Raw genomic sequence first — 16,991 nt, forward strand, 5'->3', positions numbered from 1 at the left:
GGTTTTGCTATTTATTGCCCAAGTAGTTGCCGATAAACATCAAGATAAGTTTCTGCTGATTTTTTCCAACTCACATCTTTTGCCATTGCATTTTTTTGTACTTGTTGCCACTGTTCTGGTGAATCCCAGAGAGCAAGCGCACGGTCAACCGCGGCTTTGAGATCAAATGGATGGCTTTCATTAAAGACAAAACCCGTTGCTTGCCCACCACGCATTGCCTCTAAAGAACAATCAGTGACTGTATCTGCAAGCCCACCTGTTTTGCGTACTAAAGGAAGTGTACCGTAACGTAATGCATAAAGTTGAGTAAGGCCACAAGGTTCAAAACGGCTCGGTACCATCAAAACATCTGCGCCTGCAATCACTTGATGCGATAACGCTTCATCATAACCAATATAGGCTCGAACCTGATCGGGATATTGAGATTGCGCATGGCGATAAGCATTTTCCAAATCATAATCACCATTACCCAGTAATACGAATTGCCCTCCCGTACTGAGTAAATCGGGTAAGACATCTAAGATAAGGTCTAACCCTTTTTGGTGAGTCATTCGACTGACAACGGCAAATAGGGGTTTGTCTATTTGTTTGGTTAAACCTAAAGATTCTTGTAATGCGAGTTTATTCTTCGATTTCTTTTTGAGGCTACGTTCATTGTAATTTTGTGCAATTAGTTTATCGCTGGCTGGTGACCAAACATCAGTATCAATTCCATTTAAAATGCCACTTAATCGATGCTCAATATTGAGGCGATTGAGCAACCCATCAAGACCATAGGAAAAATAAGGATTTAAAATTTCACGCGCATAAGTTGGGCTAACAGCATTAGTATGATTTGCATAGAAAAGCCCTGCTTTCATAAAGGATAGCTGCCCAAAAAACTCCATACCTTCAGTATTATAAAACTCAGGCGGTAGCCATAATTCGTGAATATGATGTGGCGAAAATAGGCCTTGATATGCAATATTATGTAAAGTGAACATGCAGCGTGCAGGATAGCCATAAGCCGCTAAATATGCACAAGCAAGTGCAGCATGCCAATCATGAGCATGAACGATTTGTGCATTCCACAAGGGATCACAACCTCTGGCTAATTCTGCGGCAACAAATCCCAACAAGCCAAATCTCAGGTAGTTATCTTGGTAAGCATTATGGTAATTATCATGATATGGGCTGCCCTCACGTTGATAGAGATGAGGTGCATCAATAATATACAAAGGCGTGTCATGATATAGACAATAAAATAGGGTAACTTCGCCGACAAACGTATTAAGCTTTGTGACTTTTTGTTTGTCTGGAAATTGATTAATAATGGCAGGGAAACCCGGAAGTAGGACGCGTGCATCAGCACCAAGTTGCCGTTGTGCTGGTAGTAATGCAGCAACCACATCAGCGAGACCACCTGTTTTTAATAGAGGAAAAAACTCAGCGCAGACATGTAATACTTTCATTTTAGCTCCCTATTTTTCGATTGATTGTGGTTGGTTGTCATGAGGGAAACGTTAAAATAGAGCGTCGACAATGGGGGTAAAGTGACCTCAATAGACCAATCACAACCATGTGCCTTTATGGGTTGGCTAGTAATAATGTTGGAAGATGGATCATCATTCCCGCCATACAGTTTTATATTTGTATTAAATAACGGTATGTATTGGCTCGGTATTTTGACACCCACACGGTAATTATCTCGTTTGACAGGGGTAAAGTGACTGATAACCAGTAAAGCATCACCATTTGCGGCATAACGGAGAAAGGCAAAGACGGAATTATCATGATCATCAACGATCAACCATTCAAAACTATCTTTATGATGATCATTATCAAAAAGGGCAGGCGTATCACGATAGATGAAATTTAAGTCTTTCACTAATCGCTGAACGCCAGAATGTGGGCTAGACGGGATCTCAATCAGATGCCAGTCTAATTCTCCATCATGATCCCATTCTCGCCATTGCGCAATTTCGCCCCCCATAAACAGCAATTTTTTACCGGGATGTGCCCACATAAAGCCATAATATGCGCGTAATGTTGCGAATTTCTGCTCAGGTGTCCCGGACATTTTGCGCAATAACGAGCCTTTTCCATGCACGACTTCATCATGAGATAATGGCAACACATAGTTTTCACTCCATGCGTACATCACGCTAAATGTCAGTTTATCGTGGTGATATTTCCGCGCGAGTGGATCAAGTTGCATATAATTTAAGGTGTCATGCATCGAGCCCATGTTCCATTTATAGTTGAATCCAAGCCCCCCTAAATTGGGTGGAAGAGTGACGCCAGTATAGCTGGTGGATTCTTCAGCAATCATTAGCGTTTCGGGCTGAATCTTGTGCAACAATTCATTGGTTTGTTGTAAGAAACTAACTGCTTCGAGATTAATATTGCCGCCATATTCATTAGCAATCCATTCTCCATCTGGTCGGCTATAATCGCGGTATATCATGGAAGCAACGGCATCAACTCTTAAGCCATCAAAACCAAAGCGGTCAATCCAGTACACGGCGTTATCTGCTAAAAAGTCGCGAACTTCATGGCTTTTATAGTCATAAATGAGTGTGCCCCAGTCCCGATGCTGTCCCTCTTTAGGGTCAGCATATTCATACAGCGGTGTGCCATCAAAATTTGCCAATCCACTTGAATCGGAAGGGAAATGGCCGGGAACCCAATCGAGAATAACATTGATATCTTGTCGATGTGCTTCCTCAATAAAGTTGATCAAATCTTGCGGGGAGCCATAGCGGCTGGTTGGGGAATAAATACCAAGAGGCTGATAACCCCAAGAGCCATCAAAAGGGTGCTCACTAATAGGTAATATTTCAATATGCGTAAAACCCATATTTTTCACATAAGGGATTAACGTGTTAGCAAGCTCATGATAGGTAAGCCAAGTTTTATGACTTTGTGAGCGCCTCCATGACCCAAGATGAACTTCATAAATAGAGATAGGGGCATTGCGTTGATTGGCTTTTATCTGTGAATTTTTTACCGTACATTTCTTCGGTAAAGGTGAGACAATGGATGTGGTATCTGGTCGTAATTGGCTACGAAATGCGTAAGGGTCTGATTTTAGGTGAATCGTACCGTCTTTATCGAGTATTTCATATTTATAATGAACACCCGCTTGAATACCGGGCAGAAAAATTTCCCAGACACCGCTTTCAGGGCGATAACGCATAGGATAACGGCGTCCATCCCAAAAATTAAATTCGCCCACCACTGAAACTCGCTGTGCATTCGGTGCCCAAACACAAAAATGGGTGCCTGAGATATCCGCAATCTGCCTTAAATGTGCGCCAAGTTTTTCAAAGGAAAAACTTTTCATATTACTATTATCCAATAACGCACCAAAACGATAAGGGTCTTCAATAATTTGTTGAGTATCATCCCAATCAACTTGTAATACATAGGTGAATTTTTTGGGCAGTGTGGTGACTGAGCCTGAGAAAAAACCACGTTCATCAAGCTTTGTTAGCTGAATAATAGGTTTTGCTGTAAATCTATCAAGGACAATCACTTGTTGAGCATTTGGTAATAACACACGAAAGTATGTTGATTTATCTTTTTGATGCATACCAAGAAAAGAGAAGGGATCTTGGTAATTTCCTGCAAATAATTTATCGATAATTGAGTATTGCTGGATATCTTCCATCACATCTTCCTGTCAAACCTTCAGTTTTTGCTGCGGTTTATTGCTAAGCTTTGGGATGAATCAACGAATATTTATCTTCCTATAAGTTGTTGTTAGCTGCATTTACCTAGGTCACATATATATAAATCACAAATTATTTATGCTTTTTAGATATTTTTATAATTAGTTAACAACAAAAATGATTATGTATAGACATATTATCGTAAGCCATCTGAAAGTATCATTGTTTAAGAATAATGATTACGAAGTCTAATATTTTAAAAAATCAAATTACATTTAATGATAGCTTAATTGTGATTTGTTTTTCATGTATTAGAATTTAACTTTAATAATTATAGTCATTAAATCAATAAGGTTGGTGTTGATGAAGACAAAGAGTAACTTAATAAATCTAGAATTGTTTTTTTTATTATGATAATAAATATTGATATTAATATGTCAATAAAAATAATCTTTATATTTCAGAATATTAAAGAATCTATTTTAGACATTCCTTATCATATTTTTTGTCTTTTCAAGGTTAAAAGTATGATGATGATAGAATAGATAAAGATAAAAAATTAATATTAGTAACTGTAATTCACTATTGCTTTCTGTGCTTTACTCCGTGAAGATAAGAGAAGTTATTAATTAAGTTTGAAGCCTTGAGAGTTATTATGGATCAATCGATAAATTCAACTGAAAGTAATCAACAAAAGAGTAATGAAAAGCGTAGAAAATTATGGATGGTGATTGCATCAATCATTATTGTATTGCTTTTTGTCGCTTATGGTGCGTATTGGTTTTTGGTACTTCGTTTTCAAGAATATACGGATGATGCTTATGTCTCTGGTGTTCAAGTGCCTATTGTTGCACAAACAACGGGGAATGTTATTCAAGTAAACTTTGAAAATACTGATTTAGTTAAAGCGGGTGATGTGTTAGTCGTTTTAGATAAGACGAATGCACAACTTGCTTATGAACAAGCTAAGCATAATTTAGCGAGCACAGTTCGCCAAACTAAAGAGCTCTATTTCAATGGTGATGAATATCAAGCACAAATACAAAAAAATCGTATTTCGCTTGCACAAGCTCAGAAAGATTATCAACGACGTGCAGCATTAGGTCGTAGTGGCACGATTTCAAAAGAAGATCTGCAACACTCGCTTGAAGCTGTGCAATTGGCACAAGCAGCGCTCGACATATCCATTCAGCAATACAATGCAAATCGCGCATTGTTACGCAATACTGAATTGAAAAAACAGCCTGCTATTGAACAAGCGGCTGATAATGTACGCACTGCGTGGATTGCTCTGCAACGTACTGAAATTAAAAGCCCAATGACAGGCTATGTTTCTCGTCGTAATGTCCAAGTCGGTTCACAAGTTAGTTCACAAAGTTCATTAATGGCTGTTGTTCCGGCTCAACCAGTATGGGTTGATGCTAACTTTAAAGAAACGCAGCTCAGTAATGTGCGTATTGGTCAGCCAGTGACATTAACCAGTGATTTTTATGGTGATGACATTATTTTTACAGGCAAAGTGGTTGGCTTAGATATGGGAACCGGGAGTGCTTTTTCTTTATTACCAGCACAGAATGCGACAGGTAACTGGATCAAAGTTGTACAACGTTTACCTGTACGTGTTGAGCTTGACCCTGAGCAAGTTGCAAAATATCCGTTGCGTATTGGGCTTTCAATGAATGCAACAATTGATATTAAAGATCTCAATGGTCCTGTATTAGCTAAAGTTCAGCGCGACACTCCTGCTTTTGAAAGTGACGCTCTGGTCTTAAAGCTTAACGATGTTGATCACGTGATTGACACCATTATTAACGAGAACGCGGATTAGCCCGAAAGGAGTGGCTGTGGCAGATATTCAACCACTAAAGGGCTCGAAACTGGTATGGGCAACCATTGCATTGTCTTTAGCGACCTTTATGCAGGTACTCGACTCGACAATTGCTAACGTTGCTATTCCAACGATTGCGGGGAATCTCGGCGTTTCGATGTCGCAAGGAACTTGGGTTATTACCTCATTCGGGGTATCAAATGCGATCTCAATCGCTATCTCAGGTTTTCTGGCGAAACGCTTTGGGGAGGTACGCGTTTTCTTATGGGCGACGGCATTATTTACCATATTTTCGTTATTATGTGGCTTCTCTGACAGCCTTGGAATGTTAATTCTCTGCCGTGTCTTACAAGGCGCGGTAGCAGGGCCTGTTATTCCATTATCTCAAAGTTTGATAATGCGTTGCTATCCACCCAAAATGCAAAATATGGCACTAGCATTTTGGTCTATGACCATCATTTTAGCCCCTGTATTTGGTCCTATCTTTGGGGGTTATATCAGTGATAACTTCCATTGGGGATGGATCTTCTTTATGAACGTTCCATTGGGTATCTTTGTTGTTATTGTTGGATCAATAATTCTCAAAGGAATGGAATCAAAAGTCATTAAAGTTCCCTTCAATGTTATTGGATTAGCATTATTATCGGTCGGTGTTGGTTGTCTACAAGTTTTACTGGATAAAGGGAAAGAATTAGGTTGGTTAGCTTCGAATGAGATTGTGATCTTAGCCGTTATCTCTGCGATTGCATTAGTATTCTTGGTTATTTGGGAACTCACAGATAAAAATCCTATTGTGGAGTTGGCGTTATTTAAATCGCGTAATTTTACCATTGGGACAATTTCTGTCAGCCTTGCTTATATGGCATATTTCGGGGCGATAGTTTTATTACCTCAGTTGTTACAGGAGGTATATGGCTACACGGCAACCTGGGCCGGTCTAGCACTTGCACCAATAGGTTTATTGCCCGTATTGTTCTCGGCACCTGTGGCAAAATTATCTGATTTCCTTGATATCCGTTGGATAGTTACATTTAGTTTTGTGTTCTATGCGATTTGTTTCTTCTGGCGAGCATATACTTTTGAGCCATCAATGAGCTTTTCCGCTGTTGTTTGGCCACAATTAGTACAAGGAATGGCGGTTGCGTGCTTCTTTATGCCGTTGACAACGTTAACACTTTCAGGATTACCGCCTGAAAAACTCGCTTCTGCATCAAGCTTAGCGAACTTTTTTAGGACATTAGCGGGTTCAATTGGTACATCGATTACAACCACAATGTGGAGTGATAGAGAATCTTTGCATCATAGCCAATTGACAGAATATATTACGGATTACAATCCTGAATCTCTTGAAATGTATAAAGAGATGGGAGCTGCTGGATTTAGCCAAGAACAGACATCTGGTTTTATTGCCCAAGAAATTACCAGTCAAGGATTGATTATCGCGGCAAATGAAATTTTCTGGTTATGTGGTTGGGTCTTTATTGCTCTGATTATTACAGTGTGGTTTGCGAAGCCACCATTTGGTAATAAAGCCAGTAAATAATAGGTGATGAAGTTTCTTTAGTTTACTATCCCAACTATGATATTTAGCGCATGTAAGTTTTCTTGCATGCGTTTTTTTTATTTTTAGATATTGTCCTTTACCATACCTATATTTTTTATTTTGTTAAATAAATGCTAAAATTAAGGTGTGACGCATTTAATGATTATTGTAGATTATTTAATGTTTATGTTTTATCAAAGTTTCTAATGGCACAATATATTTTTTATTTATAGATAATTAATCTTCCTTCTCATATATAGATAGTACAATGCAGTATCATTAAGGTAATTTATAATTGAAATTATTTAGTATTAAAAATAAAAAATATAAAATATGCTAAACATTGATAGTGGCATTATTGACGCCAAAATAAGAGTGCTAGTCTAATTTATTAAAAGAGCTTTTTAGTTAGTCATTTTTTTTGTATAAAAATAGAATATCTAAATCAAATCATTTCATTAAGATTTAATTTTATTAAAACAGTTAATTTAAAATTAAATATCAATTATATTCCATTATATAGTTTTTTTGATTACTTAACTCGCGTGTGGTTATATAGAAAAAAAGATAATGATGTAGCGATTCAATTATTAACTATATGATTTTTAAAAAATTACTACTCACTATTTGGTATTCATTTATTGATTGTGATGAGTATGTAATTCGATCGTTTGATATAAACACAGTTTTTAATTTTTTTTTTATAATAATTTAATATTTAAGGCGGGTTTTTAGGTTTTGAAAATAGTGTTTATCCTACCCAATTGCTCTTTTTTTGATTTGTTTCAATATTTGCTATATATGTTTAGTGGTAACAAAATGTTGCAATCTTTTTAATTGTATTAATATCGGTATAATATGCCACCAGTGCTATTTAACCTAAAAGTAAATTTCAGCGGTATACTCCAAATCATTCGAGTTGCTATAGGTAAAAACAAGACTATCTCTCTCAAAACCCTAAAAGAGCATAAAGAGTTAAGTTGCTTTGAGGTTTACGTGTTGCTAATAGTAATTTAGAAAATATAAGAGTATATACATAGTATTGATGACAAATTTTTCATAAAAACGAACACAGTTATATGGTAACAATATGCTGATGAGATAAACGTTTTTCTCATCATAAATTAATGCCATAAGAAAAAAGACTTAAAAGTTATTTTTAATAACAGAATATGAACCTCAGATAATTTAATTTGCATAAAAATAACAGGTGAAACTATTTCAATAGAATTCCTTGAAAGATAAAGCATTATGTCATTCAGGAGTTTACTTGTATTGCTAAATGCAACTTAATTAATGACGGAGATAAAGCGGTGTATTCTTTAAATTAAGTTAATTTATATTTAAGTATATGCCGACGTTATTATTGTAAATAAATTCGAAATTTATGCATAAATATAGATATTGATGAATAAATTAGATGCACTTTATTTATTACACAAAACAAGTGAATCAAATAATAACAAATATATTCTTTAAGAGAATAACTATTCCTAGACATGACTAAAATAACTATTTTTTCGGAGACGACAATGAACAATAAGTTTGTATTATCTGCTGCTGCTGCCATCATTTTTGCTGCAACTCCTGCTTTAGCTACTGAAAAGGTTTCAGGGGGTGTGATCCAATTTACAGGTGCAGTAACTGATACGACTTGTACCGTTAATGGTGGTAACCCTAATAACATGACAGTTGCTTTAGCACCAATTACTGCAGAAATCGCAAGTGACGGTAATAGCTTAATTGATGAAGGTAAAGCACCTTTTTCTATTGAGTTATCTAATTGTGCAGCTAGCACAACTGCGGGTTCTAAATTAAATATCAGATTTACTTCAGACAAAATTGATAATACTGGCAAATATTTAATCAACAGTGATGCTTCATCTGCAAAAGCTGGAAATATTGGTATTGCGATCGTTAAAAAAGGTGATACAACTCCGCTTGATTTAAGAGGAAAAACAGCAACAACAATTGCTGATGATAAATCAACAGAAACTGTTAATTTCTTTGCTCATTATTACAGACCAGCAACAGGTCCTGTTACGCCTGGTAATGTAGCTGCAATGGTAACTTATAGCTTAAGCTACCTATAAGATTAACTGCTTTTAATCTCTTTCCCCGAATTAATAAATTGTTTGAATATTGATTCGGGGTATCTCTTTTTACTTATTTTCTTCTATTGAAATAAAGAAATGAAAAAAATAATCTATTCATTATTATTTGTTCTTCTACCAATTTATTCTTATGCAAATGTTGTTATTCAAACAACAAGAATAATTTATCCGGAAGGGAATAAGGAAGTTACGACACAATTACGTAACAATAGCTCACAAGATGCGTTGGTTCAGTCTTGGTTGGATGATGGCGATCCTAATTCAACGCCTGAAACAGCAGATGTGCCTTTTATTTTGACGCCACCCGTGGCGAAAATTGCGGGTAATGGTGGGCAACAATTACGTATTAAATTATTAGATAGCAACTTGCCAAAAGATCGTGAATCTGTCTTTTATTTGAATACATTAGATATTCCACCATTAAATGAATCGATGCAAAATCAGAATGTCATGCAAATAGCTATTCGTTCACGAATTAAATTATTTTATAGACCAGCAAATTTGCCTTTTTCAACATCTGAGATTAAATCTCATGTTGTATTGACTAAATTGGATGGCAGTCGTGCCCTTATTAATAATGATACGCCTTACAATTTAAATCTTCTGAAAGTAAAAAATAATGATAAAGCACAGAATATTCTTTCTGAAGGCTTGATGATCTCGCCTTATACCAAACAGGAAGTTAATTTACAGAATACAAAGTTACTGAATGGCAAAACTGTTGAGTTGACGATTATTAATGACTTCGGTGCCGATGAATCGATGACTGTTCCAATCCAATAATTATAGTTCTAATCCGATAATGAAAATGATGAAGTATGTTGCGTATATATTTACCTTGCTCATGTGTGATATTTCATACTCATATGCGGCATCATTTAATATGGATTTCCTATCAGGCGAATCTGCGAAAGCTGATTTGTCACGGTTTGAAAAAAATGCCGTGCTTGCTGATGGTGATTACGAATTAGATGTTTACATTAATCACGAATGGCGTGGGCGCCTGCCTGTTATTATCAAGGATAATAACCATTCAGTCCTAATGACAGCGGCTCAAATAAATGATTTGGGTATCAAATTAAATGATAAAGAGAAAAAATATCCAGATGCTGTACCGCTTAGCGATTATTTACAAGAGGGTTCCTATCAGCTGGATTTAAGCCAATTCAAACTGAATATTCAAGTTCCGCAAGCTCAATTAATTCAAGGTTTACAAGGCTATATTGCGCCTGAATATTGGGAACGGGGTATTTCGGGGGCATTTGTCTCTTATAGTGGCAATTATTCCTATAGCAAATATAACAATTCAGCCGACAGTAAGAATAATGATAATGTTTATTTATCACTAAATAGTGGTGTTAATCTCCTAGGCTGGCAATTTCGTGATCAGTCTACTTATAATTATGATAATCAAAGTGGTAGCGATTGGATAAATAATAATCGCTATATTCAAAAAGGCCTTCCATCAATAAGTTCTGAGATCCGTTTAGGTGATAGCTATAGCAAGAGCGATATGTTTGACTCTATTTTTTTCAGAGGCATGACCCTGAAAACAGATATGCGAATGTATCCAGATGCGATGCAAGGCTTTTCTCCAGTCGTGCGAGGCGTAGCGCAGTCTAATGCAACGGTAAATATTTACCAAAATAATACACTCATTTATCAAACAACTGTTCCGCCGGGTGCATTCACCATTGAGGATATTCTGCCAACAGGTTCCGGTGGCGATCTTTCTGTTGAAGTGAAAGAAGCAAACGGCAGTGTTAACCAGTTTATTGTACCTTTTTCCTCAGTCCCAAATATGTTGAAAGAAGGGGTAACAAAATATGAATTGTATGCAGGGGAAGCTCGCATCAATTCAAATCATTATCGACCGAATTTTATTCAGGGTGGTTACCAACTTGGGATTAACAATACACTGACTGGCTATACAGGTGGTATTGCCAGCGATAATTACTATTCCGTTTTACTCGGTGGAGGATTTAATTTACCTATCGGTGCAATTTCCATTGATATGTCACATGCACAAAGCCGTTTTGATAATAATGCATCGTTAACTGGTCAAAGTTATAAAGTATCTTATAGCCGCTATTTTAATCAAACGGGTACGAATTTCTCTTTGGCTGCTTATCGGTATTCAACGAAAGATTATTTAACATTTAGTGATAGCATCGAATTAAGAGAATGGCTAAATTCAGGCAACTCACCAAGTGGTTTTTCTCATCAGAAAAATACATTTAATATTAATATGAGCCAGGATTTAGGTGAAAATGTGGGTTCTTTATTTATCTCAGGAACTTTACGTGATTACTGGGGTGAAAATAACAGCAGTAAAGAATACCAAATTGGTTATTCCAATAGTTGGAATAGCATTAACTATTCTATTACGACCAGTCGTATTCGCTATAGCAATAATGATCAAAATAGTCATTTAAAAGAAGAACAACGTTACTATTTCAATGTTTCTATACCAATTTCACTCTTTGAACAAAGTGCCTATTTAAGTGCTGGGAGTAATTTTAATGACGGAACATATGCAAATAGTAATGTCGGATTAAGTGGTGTTGCTGGAGAAAATAATCAGATCAATTATGGCGCTACTGTTTCTGATCAAAATAAAGGTTCAACAAGCCTTAATACCAATTTATCTTATAAAACGTCTGTTGCGACATTAAATAGCAGCTTTAGCCATTCTTCTGATTATACGCAAATGACCGTTGGGGCAACAGGGAGTATTGTTGCAGTTAAACAAGGTGTTTTAGCCAGTAACCAATTGGGAGAAACATTTGCCATTATTGATGTTCCTGGTGTTAAAAATGCAGCAATTAATGGAGATAAAACACTAATTACCAATGATGATGGTGTTGCTCTTGTGCCTTATTTATCTGCCTATCGTAAAAATATGATAAGACTAGATACTGAAGATACAGATAGTAATACTGAGGTTGTTGGTAATATGAAAGATATTGTTCCCTATGCGGGGGCGATTACTTATATTCCATTCCAAACGGATAACCGTCAAAATTATATTTTGAAAGCCAACAAAGCGGATGGTAATCCCTTACCTTTCGGTACTGAAGTTATCAATGAGGAAGGGGAAAATATTGGCTATGTTGGGCAAAGTAGCTTGCTTTTCTTACGTGCAGATACTTTACCTGAAGCAATTTATATCAAAATCAATGGTTACCCAAAAGGGCGTTGTGTCATTCATAACCCAATTGTGACTTTAGAAAAACAAAAAAATATTTGTGTAGGAGAAGAGTAATGTTAAAAAAACAGGCATTATCATTTGTTTTATTATGCTCAGCTTTCTATGCAAATGCTGATTGTGAAACTAAAAATCCCAAAACAGCCGATCCTATCACAATTAATTTAAGCGAATTGCTTTATCAGCAAACAAGTATAACTCAAACGTATTCCACCAAATATATGGGCTTTTTTGAATGCGACGCTGCAGCGCTTATTCCGGGTCTTGGTGACAATAAAGTGATAAATATGTCCGCGCAAGAAAATAAAAGTATCTATATTAAGTTAAATAATCAAAATATAATAAAATTAACAATTTTAAATATAAATAATAAAGAAATTTCATTGGGAAGTAAAAAAGATACTCACAGCACATCTAAAATCAATACTAATTTTTCCGTCAAAACGGAGTTGTATTATGGTTCTGTACCAAATAATCAGTTACTCGATGCAAAAGGCGCTAGCGAATATCAAATTAAGTCTGCCATAGTTGCTTTGGATGCCAGTAATTCGAGTTTATTTATTTTGATTTTAAAACTATTAGCAAGTTTGTTTGTCTGGGAACAAACGCAGTATGATATCTATTATCAGCCACTTATTATTAAATTTGAGCCTAAACAGACTACGTGTTCTTTTGATGATGCAGGGATGGTGGTCAAATTACCTAATATAGAAAGAGCCGAATTACTCAAAAAACAACAAGCTGGTGAAACACCTTTTGCATTAAATTTTAGTTGCGAATCATTATTAAATGGTAAAACAAATAACCCAATTACGGCTTATTTGAGTAGTTCAGCACTGAGCCCTGACAAAACAATTATGTTAGACAAACAGGCTAATTCTGCAAAAGGTGTTGGTATTAGTGTTAAATATCAAAATAACGTGGTTCACTTTGGAACAAAACAAGGTGATCGAAATGGTGCAACTCTGTTAATTAATAAAAAAAATAATGATGATGTGCCTAAATATTTAAGTGTCCCTTTAGTCGCTTACTATAATGTTTACGACACAAAAAACCTCACAGCTGGTGCGGTAAAAACAACGGCCATTTTAAATATGGAATATTTTTAACCGCTAATTTGATGCTATTTTGAGGCAATACTCTCTTTTTTACCGGCCTCAAATGCTTCTAATGTCCGTAAGCGAGCGAGTTTATGGTCGACAATCGGCGTTGGGTAGGCGAGCACAACCTGATTTTTTTCAGCCCATTCATGTGGAGTATGAATACAATCATTAGGTACAGCTTGTAGCTCTGGAAGCCAGTGACGAATAAATTCGCCTTGCGGATCAAACTTTTTCCCTTGAGTGGTAGGATTAAAAATTCTGAACCAAGGAGAGGCATCAATACCTGTTGAAGCAGACCATTGCCAGCCCCCATTATTCGCTGCAAGCGTGCCATCAATTAACTGCTGCATAAAATATTGCTCGCCCTGTCGCCAATCAATCAATAAATCTTTAACCAGAAAACTTGCGGTAATCATTCGCAATCGATTATGCATCCAACCTAATGTATTTAATTGCCGCATGGCTGCATCAACGATGGGGTAACCTGTCAATCCCTTCTTCCAAGCTTCTAGATCAGCTGACGAAGTATTCCAATGAATATAATTAGTCCAAGCAATGAAAGGCTTATCGCGACATAAATGGGGGAATGCGACTAAAAGATGATAATAGAATTCACGCCAGATTAACTCATTTAGCCAACAAAATGCTCCGCTATCAGGGAAGTCTAATACATTGGGATTTTCGACAAGTAACCGATTGAGGCATTGCCGTGGAGATAAAACGCCAATGGCTAAATAAGGTGATAATAAACTGGTACCTTCAATTGCTGGAATATCGCGATCTATTTGGTAATTTTCCGCTTTTTCTCGGCAAAATTGACGTAATTTTTGTCGTGCGGCGGATTCACCAACAGGGAAACATGCGGCTATTTCGATATCATCATGCTCAAATAGAGGTTCATTTTCTTCAAGTATGATGGCGTTTGCTCGTTTTGTTGGTGCTTGAAGAGAATGAAAATCTGATGCTGTTAATTGGGAAAGAAATGCTCGACGAAAAGGCGTGTAAACCTGATACATCTCACCTTTTTGATTTAAAACTGATTTTGGTGGTAACAGTAAAGCATCATCAAAAATATGAATTTGAAAAGAATTTTCTTGTGAGATTAATTGTCTATCACGCTTGTATTCATTGAGTTCGTATTGGCGATTGAAAAAGAGAGCATCTATTTGTTGTTGCTGGGCAAAATCGCTTAGCCATTGTATTGAGGCTGAGAAATTAGGAACAGTTTGGCATACGAGTGGAATACCTAACTGCGCAAGTGACTCACGTAATGCAATTAAATTTTTATGGATAAAGGCAATTTGGCGAGGGGATGTATCATGTTTTTGCCATTGTTCAGGTGTTGCGATAAATACGGCTAATACGTCAGCTTCAGGGTCGGTACAAGCAGAGAACAACGCTTTGTTATCGGTAATTCTTAGGTCGCCTCGGAACCAAACAAGATGTTTCGCCATATCGCTATTCCTTATCCTTTATGCGGTATTTATCCTAGCTTAGGCTGTTCTATTTGAATTTCAACTTATTATAAAAAAATGGAGAAGCAAATCGCTTTGCTTCTCCATGATATTTTAAGAACGATAGTTTTAGTCTAATTTAGGGTGCTGATTAATCAGCGATTGACGTTTTTTCTCAAGTTCTGCAATTTGTTCATTAATATCTTCAACTTTTTGCTCGATATTATCAAAATGCTCGCTCAAAATTTCTTTTGCTTCGGCTCTATCAGATGCCGCAGGCGTTGCGCCACGAAGTGGTTTATTTGCCGTTTCTGGCATACGGATACCCGTATATAAACCAATCAATGCAATCACGATTAAGTAAAATGCAGGCATATACAGGTTATTTGTCGATTCAACTAACCATGCTGCAACCGTTGGTGTTGCACCTGCAATCAGAACAGAGATATTAAATGCAATGGCTAATGCGCTGTAGCGAATATGAGTTGGGAAAATGGCTGGTAAAATTGACGCCATAACCCCGGTAAAACAGTTCAGCAATACGGCTAAAATTAATAAACCAACAAAAATGAGTCCGACAGAGCCACTGTTGATCAGCATAAAGGCAGGGTAAGCAAAAATAATTAACCCAATACTACCTGCAATAACAAATGGACGGCGGCCAATTTTATCACTGGTTAACCCAATGATTGGTTGAACAAATAGCATACCAATCATAATGGCAATAATGATAAGTACACCATGATCAGCAGAATAGTTCAGGTTATGCGATAAGTAACTTGGCATATAAGTCAGCAACATATAGTAAGTTACATTTGTTGCGATAACTATGCCAACACAAATCATTAAGCTTTTCCAGTACTTAGAAACAACTTCACGGAAAGAGACTTTTGGTGGATTTTGAATATTCGCTTTATCTTGTTTCTCTAGTGATTCAACATGTTGTTGGAATGCCGGTGTTTCTTCAAGTGCATGACGCAGATAAAGACCAATCACACCTAAAGGTAGCGCTAAGAAGAATGGAATTCTCCAGCCCCAATCATGGAAGTTTTCTTCACCAACAATGCTTGAAATAAGAACAACAACACCCGCACCAAGGACAAAACCTGCAATTGAACCGAAGTCTAACCAGCTTCCCATGAAGCCACGCTTACGGTCAGGTGAATATTCGGCAACAAAGATTGCAGCACCTGAATATTCTCCACCTACTGAGAATCCTTGAGCAAGTTTAGCGAGCAGAAGCAGAATAGGTGCCCAAATACCAATAGAGGCATAAGATGGGATAAGCCCGATACAGAAAGTACTCACAGCCATGATGATAATGGTGATGGATAATACTTTCTGGCGACCATATTTATCACCTAAGATCCCAAAGACCACACCACCTAATGGGCGAACTAAGAAGGGAACCGAGAAAGTTGCAAGTGCGGCGATCATCTGTACGCTTGGTGATGCACCTGGGAAGAATACCTGGCCTAAAACATAAGCAAGAAATCCATAAACACCAAAGTCAAACCATTCCATTGCATTACCCAGAGACGCTGCGGTAATTGCTTTTTTTAGCTTACCATCATCAATGATAGTAATATCATTAATATTTAACGGTTTTTCTTTTTTCTTTCTGAACTTCATAGAACAATCCTCTTAATAGGAACATCCAATTATTTAATTTTCACATTCAAAATATGTGTGATATCCGTATCTTGCTCATATCAGATAAAAAAGTAATTTTGCATACTTTAGGTTGCTGTATGGTCGGTTTTCGCTATTCCAAACATCCTTATAAAAACTGGCGGAATAATTTCCGTTGTTACCTAACTACAGCCCAAAATATATTACTGACATATTTAGAATATGTTGTTATCTGTAGAATGCATAAGTTTTTTAATTTTTATTTAGAAAAATAGTTAGTTTTACTAGGTATTATGACTAACTGAGTACTGATATTGGGGAGAATGATCACCGCCAACAACTGCGTAGGGAATTGCAAAGGTAAGGGGATAGTATGGAGTATTTTTGTTGTAAAAAAAGCAAAATAGACACCTATAAATGACTTAACATTTGACCAATAATACAATAATAGGGATT

General features: G+C 36.6%; 10 protein-coding genes. 6 read left to right on the forward strand and 4 right to left on the reverse strand.

What is annotated here, in order from left to right:
- Positions 1-11 precede the first annotated feature (11 nt).
- The gene (glgA, locus tag OO7_RS02425; protein ID WP_008914375.1) at positions 12-1,451 is read right to left on the reverse strand and encodes a glycogen synthase GlgA; all 1,440 of its coding nucleotides are present in this window, start codon (positions 1,449-1,451) and stop codon (positions 12-14) included.
- Positions 1,448-3,652 carry a 1,4-alpha-glucan branching protein GlgB gene (glgB, locus tag OO7_RS02430; RefSeq protein ID WP_008914376.1) on the reverse strand — a complete coding sequence of 735 codons (2,205 nt, stop codon included), beginning with the start codon at positions 3,650-3,652 and terminating at the stop codon, positions 1,448-1,450. Before glgB ends, glgA begins: the two co-directional genes overlap by 4 nt.
- Positions 3,653-4,308: 656 nt before the next feature.
- On the opposite strand from glgB, the gene emrA reads away from it, so the two are divergent.
- The 6 genes from emrA (at position 4,309) to OO7_RS02460 (ending at position 13,455) form a co-directional block, all read left to right on the forward strand.
- On the forward strand, positions 4,309-5,481 hold the full coding sequence (emrA, locus tag OO7_RS02435) for a multidrug efflux MFS transporter periplasmic adaptor subunit EmrA (protein WP_008914377.1): 1,173 nt from the start codon (positions 4,309-4,311) through the stop codon (positions 5,479-5,481).
- Positions 5,482-5,497: 16 nt separating this feature from the next.
- Positions 5,498-7,024 carry a DHA2 family efflux MFS transporter permease subunit gene (locus OO7_RS02440; RefSeq protein WP_008914378.1) on the forward strand — a complete coding sequence of 509 codons (1,527 nt, stop codon included), beginning with the start codon at positions 5,498-5,500 and terminating at the stop codon, positions 7,022-7,024.
- 1,532 nt (positions 7,025-8,556) lie between these two features.
- Positions 8,557-9,117: a fimbrial protein gene (locus OO7_RS02445; protein ID WP_008914379.1), complete on the forward strand. Its 561-nt coding sequence runs from the start codon at positions 8,557-8,559 to the stop codon at positions 9,115-9,117.
- A gap of 99 nt (positions 9,118-9,216) precedes the next feature.
- The gene (locus OO7_RS02450; RefSeq protein ID WP_008914380.1) at positions 9,217-9,921 is read left to right on the forward strand and encodes a fimbrial biogenesis chaperone; all 705 of its coding nucleotides are present in this window, start codon (positions 9,217-9,219) and stop codon (positions 9,919-9,921) included.
- A gap of 100 nt (positions 9,922-10,021) precedes the next feature.
- On the forward strand, positions 10,022-12,403 hold the full coding sequence (locus tag OO7_RS02455; RefSeq protein WP_008914381.1) for a fimbria/pilus outer membrane usher protein: 2,382 nt from the start codon (positions 10,022-10,024) through the stop codon (positions 12,401-12,403).
- The gene (locus OO7_RS02460; protein ID WP_008914382.1) at positions 12,403-13,455 is read left to right on the forward strand and encodes a fimbrial protein; all 1,053 of its coding nucleotides are present in this window, start codon (positions 12,403-12,405) and stop codon (positions 13,453-13,455) included. The genes OO7_RS02455 and OO7_RS02460 overlap by 1 nt, the downstream gene beginning before the upstream one ends.
- A 14-nt stretch (positions 13,456-13,469) precedes the next feature.
- Here OO7_RS02460 and phrB read toward each other — a convergent pair whose 3' ends face one another.
- Both phrB and proP read right to left on the reverse strand, forming a co-directional pair.
- On the reverse strand, positions 13,470-14,903 hold the full coding sequence (phrB, locus tag OO7_RS02465; protein ID WP_008914383.1) for a deoxyribodipyrimidine photo-lyase: 1,434 nt from the start codon (positions 14,901-14,903) through the stop codon (positions 13,470-13,472).
- Between the two features lie 129 nt (positions 14,904-15,032).
- On the reverse strand, positions 15,033-16,535 hold the full coding sequence (gene proP, locus OO7_RS02470; RefSeq protein WP_008914384.1) for a glycine betaine/L-proline transporter ProP: 1,503 nt from the start codon (positions 16,533-16,535) through the stop codon (positions 15,033-15,035).
- Positions 16,536-16,991 lie beyond the last annotated feature (456 nt).

It is taken from the genome of Providencia sneebia DSM 19967 (genome assembly GCF_000314895.2).
GTDB lineage: Bacteria > Pseudomonadota > Gammaproteobacteria > Enterobacterales > Enterobacteriaceae > Providencia > Providencia sneebia.

What these genes read in the sequence shown, in the direction of transcription:
- glgB (WP_008914376.1), bottom strand. Translation starts at nt 3,652, where the DNA reads ATGGAAGATATCCAGCAATACTCAATTATCGATAAATTATTTGCAGGA.
- OO7_RS02450 (WP_008914380.1), top strand. Translation starts at nt 9,217, where the DNA reads ATGAAAAAAATAATCTATTCATTATTATTTGTTCTTCTACCAATTTAT.
- glgA (WP_008914375.1), bottom strand. Translation starts at nt 1,451, where the DNA reads ATGAAAGTATTACATGTCTGCGCTGAGTTTTTTCCTCTATTAAAAACA.
- OO7_RS02460 (WP_008914382.1), top strand. Translation starts at nt 12,403, where the DNA reads ATGTTAAAAAAACAGGCATTATCATTTGTTTTATTATGCTCAGCTTTC.
- OO7_RS02445 (WP_008914379.1), top strand. Translation starts at nt 8,557, where the DNA reads ATGAACAATAAGTTTGTATTATCTGCTGCTGCTGCCATCATTTTTGCT.
- phrB (WP_008914383.1), bottom strand. Translation starts at nt 14,903, where the DNA reads ATGGCGAAACATCTTGTTTGGTTCCGAGGCGACCTAAGAATTACCGAT.
- emrA (WP_008914377.1), top strand. Translation starts at nt 4,309, where the DNA reads ATGGATCAATCGATAAATTCAACTGAAAGTAATCAACAAAAGAGTAAT.
- OO7_RS02455 (WP_008914381.1), top strand. Translation starts at nt 10,022, where the DNA reads ATGGATTTCCTATCAGGCGAATCTGCGAAAGCTGATTTGTCACGGTTT.
- proP (WP_008914384.1), bottom strand. Translation starts at nt 16,535, where the DNA reads ATGAAGTTCAGAAAGAAAAAAGAAAAACCGTTAAATATTAATGATATT.